General features: G+C 38.5%; 5 protein-coding genes. All 5 read left to right on the top strand.

The annotated features are described in order from the left end of the window. The first annotated feature begins 14 nt into the window (after positions 1–14). Complete coding sequence (locus ACO1O5_RS00430) at positions 15–146, top strand: SDR family oxidoreductase (RefSeq protein WP_486267351.1); 132 nt, start codon at positions 15–17, stop codon at positions 144–146. A 78-nt stretch (positions 147–224) separates the two neighbouring features. Continuing rightward, a complete protein-coding gene (locus ACO1O5_RS00425; RefSeq protein ID WP_486267349.1) occupies positions 225–2,852 on the top strand; it encodes an MGH1-like glycoside hydrolase domain-containing protein in 2,628 nt (875 codons plus the stop codon). A 99-nt stretch (positions 2,853–2,951) separates the two neighbouring features. Beyond that, complete coding sequence (locus ACO1O5_RS00420; protein WP_486267347.1) at positions 2,952–3,869, top strand: cation diffusion facilitator family transporter; 918 nt, start codon at positions 2,952–2,954, stop codon at positions 3,867–3,869. A 262-nt stretch (positions 3,870–4,131) separates the two neighbouring features. Next, a complete protein-coding gene (locus ACO1O5_RS00415; protein ID WP_486267345.1) occupies positions 4,132–5,409 on the top strand; it encodes a cation:proton antiporter in 1,278 nt (425 codons plus the stop codon). Positions 5,410–5,517: 108 nt separating this feature from the next. Continuing rightward, positions 5,518–6,789: a sodium:proton antiporter NhaD gene (gene nhaD, locus ACO1O5_RS00410; protein ID WP_486267343.1), complete on the top strand. Its 1,272-nt coding sequence runs from the start codon at positions 5,518–5,520 to the stop codon at positions 6,787–6,789. The last annotated feature ends 111 nt before the right edge of the window (positions 6,790–6,900 follow it).

The raw sequence follows: 6,900 nt of genomic DNA, 5'->3' as shown, positions 1-6,900 counted from the left end.
TTCCATATGGGCGCATCGGTCAGCCGGAAGATATAGGCAAAGCCGCCGTTTGGCTTGCCAGCGACGAATCAGATTATGTTAATGGCACTACTTTATTTGTCGATGGAGGCATGTTATTATATCCCGGTTTTTCAACTAACGGTTGATGATAACCGTAAACAAAAATGTTTAAGAAACTATTTCTACTCCGTTGAATATTCATCACTCACTTCTCACAAAATAAGATGGAGACAGCCGAACACAAAAGATTAAGAGAAAATGCTAATAAACAAGTTCCTTTGGAAAAATGGGGACCTTACCTCAGCGAGCGACAATGGGGAACTGTTCGTGAAGACTACAGTGAAAATGGTGATGCATGGAATTATTTTCCTCATGACCATGCACGCAGCCGTGCATATAGGTGGGGAGAGGACGGACTGGCGGGCATTTCAGATCTGTTTCAAAATTTATGTTTCTCGGTAGCATTGTGGAATGGGAAGGATTCTATTTTAAAAGAAAGACTTTTTGGCCTTACTAACTCCGAGGGAGTTCATGGGGAAGATGTAAAGGAGTTATATTATTATCTCGATAATATACCCACGCATTATTACATGAAATACCTGTATAAATATCCGCATGCAGCTTATCCCTACAACGACCTGATCAGTAGAAATGAGGAGCTCAATAAATACGATCCTGAATATGAGATCCTTGATACAGGCATTTTTAACGACGATAAATATTTTGACGTGTTTGTTGAATATGCTAAGAACAACAGCGAAGATATTTTCATAAAAATTGAAGCCGTAAACAGGGGAAACGAAAATGCGCCATTGTCCATTTTGCCAACATTGTTATTTTACAACAAATGGCAATATGCCGGTGACGAGGATAAGCCCTCCATTTTATTTGTAAATAGCCAGGCGGTGAAGGCTCAACATAAATTTTTGGGAGATTATTATCTCTATTTCAGTGAAGCGAACAATCTTCTTTTTACTGAAAACGAAACGAATTTTGAACGATTATTTAGTACACCCAATAAAGGCCAATTTGCAAAAGATGCATTTCATGATGCCATAATTAATGGAAAAAATATTGATAAACTGCAGGATAAAAAAGAAGGAACCAAATGTTCACCAGTTTACAATTTTCAAATTCAGCCAAAACAAACCGCATCTATCTACCTGCGCCTTACTAATAATATTTCAAACGAACCATTTCCTGAAAATTTTGAAAAAATATTTACCGAAAGAAAAAAAGAAGCTGACGAATTTTACGATGCGGTAATAAATTCTGATATAACACCCGATCAAAAAAATATTCAACGGCTGGCATTCGCAGGATTATTATGGAACAAACAGTATTATCATTACGATGTGGAAAGATGGTTAAACTCATCTGACGGAATAACACCAGTAACGGAACAGCGAAAAAACGGCCGAAACAGTGATTGGAGATATCTCAAAAACCAGGATATCATGGCGATGCCTGATAAATGGGAATATCCGTGGTATGCAGCCTGGGATACAGCTTTCCATTGCATTTCCTTCGCATTAATTGATCCGGACTTTGCCAAGCACCAATTATTACTTCTTATGCGTGAATGGTATATGAATCCACAGGGACAGTTACCAGCGTACGAATGGAACTTTAGCGATGTGAATCCTCCAGTTCATGCCTTTGCAGCTTTACAGGTTTATAAAACTGAAAAGAATATTACCGGTACAGGTGATGTTGAATTTTTAAAGAAGATTTTTCAAAAGCTGATCATCAATTTTACATGGTGGATCAATCGAAAAGATACTAACGGTAACAGTATTTTTGAAGGCGGCTTTTTGGGGCTTGATAATATTGGTCTTTTCAACCGGAGCATGATGCTTTCAAACAACATCCTTTTAGAACAGGCTGACGGCACCAGCTGGATGGGCATGTATGCTTTAGGAATGATGGACATTGCTATTGAAATTGCCATGCATGATCCTTCATTTGAGGATGCGGCTACAAAATTTTATGAGCATTTTGTTATTATCGGCGAAGCTTTGAATGAAATGGGATTATGGAATGAAGAAGATAAATTCTTTTATGATGTATTATCGCTTAATAAATCTGATGCGTTACCTGTGAAGATCCGGTCCGCTGTTGGCCTCATTCCATTATGTGCGGTAGCAGTTATTGAAGTAGATCAACTTCAAAAACTTGCAGACTTCAATAAGAGAATGCAATGGTTTCAAAATTATAGACAAGCCAATCATAAATATCTTCCCAGCCAGGATAAAAGTACCGATGAAAGTATTTTATTGTCGATGGTTAGTAAAGAAAGACTGAGATATATGTTGGAACGAATATTAGATGAGTCTGAATTTCTTTCTGAAGGCGGCATCCGGGCGCTGTCGAAATATTACAAGCAATTTCCATATTCATTGGAATTTGATGGGAATAATTATACCATTGAGTACGACCCCGGTGATTCGACTTCGGGGATGTTTGGCGGAAATTCTAACTGGCGCGGACCCGTTTGGATGCCATTGAATTTTCTCATCGTTCATGCTATTAAAATATTTGGATATTTTTATGAAGATGAGTATAAAGTGGAATGCCCAAAGGGTTCCGGTAATTATCTTACGCTTACCGAGGTCGCCAATAACATAACCCATCGCCTGCTCGGTATTTTTGAAAAAAATGATCAAAACGAAAGACTGGTATTTGGTCATTATAATTGGTTCTACAAAAAGGAAGAGAATCGAGACCTTGTTTTATTTCATGAATATTTTCATGGAGACAATGCACGTGGCCTGGGAGCAAGTCATCAAACCGGGTGGACAGCCCTCATCGTGAACCTGTTATATAACATGAGGTATCAATCAATGGTATAATGTTTACCGGCATTTGCTTGATTAATCTTTTCCAAATCCGTAATCTTTACAGCTCCATCTTTAATAACTTTGCCAGAAGCGGTAAAAAATGCAAAATATATGGCGCATAATCATAGTCATAGCCACAGTCACGATCATGGAATAAATGAGGCCGGCACCGGTATGGCATTTATTGTCGGCATAACGCTTAATGTATTGTTTGTAATTGTAGAAGTAGTAGCGGGGATTTTAAATAATTCTATGTCTTTGCTTACAGATGCAGGGCACAATCTCAGCGACGTGGCAAGCCTTGTACTATCATTGATCGCTTTTCGTTTAGCCAAAAAGAAATCAACCGAAAAGTTCACATACGGCTACAAGAAAACCACAGTGCTTGCGGCGCTGTTTAACGCTGTCTTTTTGTTAATAGCGATTGGTATTTTAGGTTTTGAATCAGTACATCGCTTATTAAATCCTGAGGCAGTAAAAGGTAATATAATCGCATGGGTGGCTGGCGTTGGTATTATTATCAATGTGGTTACCGCATTAATGTTTTTTAAAAACCGGCATGGGGATCTTAATATTAAAAGCGCTTACCTGCACATGATGAGCGATGCATTGGTTTCTGCAGGGGTTGTTGCCGGCGGTATCTTGATTATTTACACAGGTTGGTACTGGCTCGACCCGGTAATTGGTCTTGTCATAATGATAGTAATATTGATGGGAACCTGGTCATTACTTACGGATAGCTTTCGCTTGTCTGTTGATGCGGTACCGCCTTCTATCAATATCAACGAAATAAAAGAACTCATAAGTAATCAGAAGAATATTACAGACGTACATCACATTCACATTTGGGCTTTAAGCACAACGGAGAATGCCTTAACAGCGCATGTTTCTTTAAACGATTGCCTGAGCTTTAGTGAAAAAATGGAACTGGTTCAAAATTTAAAACATAAATTGATGCATCATAAAATTCATCACAGTACCATTGAAATCGAGAGGGAATTATCAGATTGTGAAGAAAAAGATTGTTAAATAATAATTTATTGTATTTGAGTTGCTCATTATCGTATCAGCATGACAGTTATACACAATATTGGAAATTTTTTCTGGAAACTATTTAAAGCTCTTTTTGTTAGAAAAAAAGATTGCTGCAAATAATTTAGGATGGTCTTTTAAACGCGACCTTTCCATGGCCCGTTGTAAGCGCCCCTGCAACGATGCTAAACTTCTGAATAATTATTAATTAAATTTACCCACATCACATGCAACACTGTTAGCTATTCAAACTAAGTAGATGGAAATATATAACATCATTACAATTATTATCTTGCTGGCGGCGGTTTTTGGTTATATCAATCACAGGTTCATCAAACTTCCCGGAACTATAGGAATTATGCTTATTTCCCTGATAGCTTCATTAATCGTAATAGGCGTGGGAAATATATATCCTGCATTTTTTGCCGAAGCGATAGAATCTATAAGAGCGATAGATTTTAATACAGTGGTATTAAAAATAATGTTGAGTTTTTTACTTTTTGCAGCCGCTGTTCATATAGACGTTAAAAAATTGAAGAGCGAAAGAATGTCGATAATTACTTTCTCCACGATAGGCGTATTAATTTCTACCGTTGCGGTAGGAGCCCTGTTATTGGCTGCCACTACTGCTTTTGGTTTGCATGTAAATTTTTTATACTGTCTTTTATTTGGTTCATTAATTTCTCCAACCGATCCAATTGCCGTGGTCGGCATATTAAAAAAGGCCAAAATTCCATCTTCTCTTGAAACAAAAATAAGTGGTGAAAGTCTCTTTAATGATGGGGTAGGTGTTGTAATATTCATAACACTTTATGAAGTTGCAAAAAAGGGGTTGGAAAACGTATCGACGTTGGACATTGTCTGGCTCTTCATAAAAGAGGCGGGTGGTGGCTTACTTCTGGGCTGGCTTTTAGGGTACCTGTGTTTTTATATGTTGAGATCAATTAATAATTATGTTGTAGAGGTGATGATTACGCTTGCCACGGTAATGGGAGGATATTCCCTTGCCGGACAATTGCACGTAAGTGGCCCACTTGCCATGGTAATGGCCGGGTTAATAACCGGAAATAAAAGTTTTGATTCCGGTTTAAGTGATCTTTCAAAAGATTACCTCACTAAATTTTGGGAAATGATAGATGAAGTTATGAATGCTATATTATTTTTGTTGATCGGTTTCGAAATGTTGATAGTACCCTTTAACTTAACGTTGCTGTGGCTGGGTTGTATTTCAATTGTGATTGTTTTATTTGCAAGATTTCTGTCGGTTTCACTACCCATAATGGTTTTAAAACGGAGAAGCTCATTTGAGAATAATGCGATTCCTATACTTACATGGGGCGCCCTGCGTGGCGGTATTTCCGTTGCATTGGCGTTATCGGTTCCAAATTACATGTATGGACAAATGTTTGTCTCAATTACCTATATTGTTGTTTTATTCTCCATTGTTGTCCAGGGACTCACAATTGGAAAATTTGCAAACAAATTAAGTGACCCGAAACCTTCGCAGCGAAAACCGGCGGATAAAAAAATAGAATAGAAAACCCCAGTGGATGACCTGTTAATTTTTTAAAACCCAGGTCCAGTATTATTAAAATGGAAATATTTGAGGTGTCGCAATAATTTCCAAAGAAAATCCATTTAAAGCATGACTGCAATAATCATAATCGTTTTTATTTTAGGATATTTAGCTATCGCTTTTGAGCACCCGCTTAAATTGAACAAGGCAGCATCGGCATTAATAACTGGTGTGCTGTGCTGGACCATTTACGTTTTGCAATCCGATTCACCTCACCTTGCCAGTGAAGAACTGGTAGATCATCTGGGTGAAATTTCATCGATACTGTTTTTCCTGCTGGGAGCAATGACCATTGTTGAGCTAATCGATTCACATGGCGGATTTGATACTATTACACGGAGAATAACAACAACGGACACACGAAAACTTTTGCTGATCGTTACTGCCCTTACCTTCCTTCTATCAGCTTTGCTCGATAATTTGACCACCGCAATTGTTATGACATCGCTTTGTTCAAAAATATTAAGTAAAAAGACAGATAAGTTCTGGTTCGCCGGAATGATTGTTATTGCTGCGAATGCCGGAGGTGCCTGGTCGCCGCTGGGAGATGTAACTACCACTATGTTATGGATTGGGGGCCAGGTTTCCGCACTCAACATCATGAAACAACTAATACTGCCCAGTATGGCAGTATGCATCATCCCTGCTATAATTGTTGCTGCACGGTTTAAGGGTAAAAAGTTCCGGCCAATACCGAATGCGGATCGTACCGATAAAGAAAAACAGGATGGAAGAATTATTCTCTTTGTAGGAATAGGCCTTTTACTTTTCGTTCCTCTTTTTAAAACTCTTACTGATCTTCCTCCTTTTATGGGCATGTTATTAGCATTGGGTTTAATCTGGGTGTTAATTACCATTATTCACAAAAACAAAGACCCTGAACTCGCCAATAGACTCAGCGTTGCAAAAGCATTGCAGAAGATAGATACTCAAAGTATTTTATTTTTCCTGGGAATATTGCTGGCCGTAACTGCGTTGCAGTCTTTTGGAATACTTAGGAGTTTCGCTATATTTCTAAATGGTACACTTAAAAATAATTATTTAATAGGTTCGGCTCTGGGACTGCTTTCCGCAGTGGTTGATAATGTGCCTCTGGTGGCTGCATCGCAGGGAATGTATGACATGTCAGCTTTTCCAATCGATCATCCTTTTTGGGAATTTCTTGCTCTTACAACCGGCACGGGAGGGAGCGCCATTATTATTGGGTCTTCTGCAGGCGTTGCCGTGATGGGCATTGAAAAAATCGACTTTGTATGGTACCTGAAAAAAATAAGCTTGCTGGCTTTGGCGGGCTTTGTTGCAGGTATAGGCGTATTCCTGCTACAGCAATATTTTAGATAGCTCGCATTATTTTTGGAATATTATTCCGGGCGCCAGGTAAGCTGTTGAGACAAATCGAACAGGCATGTCCTGATATTTTGTTATGTTCTGCAGTTATTCTAATTTTGCTAC

This window comes from Ginsengibacter sp., assembly GCF_057362405.1.
The sequence above is the reverse complement of the archived record's forward strand: the minus strand, read 5'-3'. Positions and strand labels throughout refer to the sequence as shown.

Excerpts from the sequence above, each read along its gene's own strand:
- ACO1O5_RS00425 (WP_486267349.1), top strand. The coding sequence starts at position 225 with ATGGAGACAGCCGAACACAAAAGATTAAGAGAAAATGCTAATAAACAA.
- ACO1O5_RS00420 (WP_486267347.1), top strand. The coding sequence starts at position 2,952 with ATGGCGCATAATCATAGTCATAGCCACAGTCACGATCATGGAATAAAT.
- ACO1O5_RS00415 (WP_486267345.1), top strand. The coding sequence starts at position 4,132 with ATGGAAATATATAACATCATTACAATTATTATCTTGCTGGCGGCGGTT.
- nhaD (WP_486267343.1), top strand. The coding sequence starts at position 5,518 with ATGACTGCAATAATCATAATCGTTTTTATTTTAGGATATTTAGCTATC.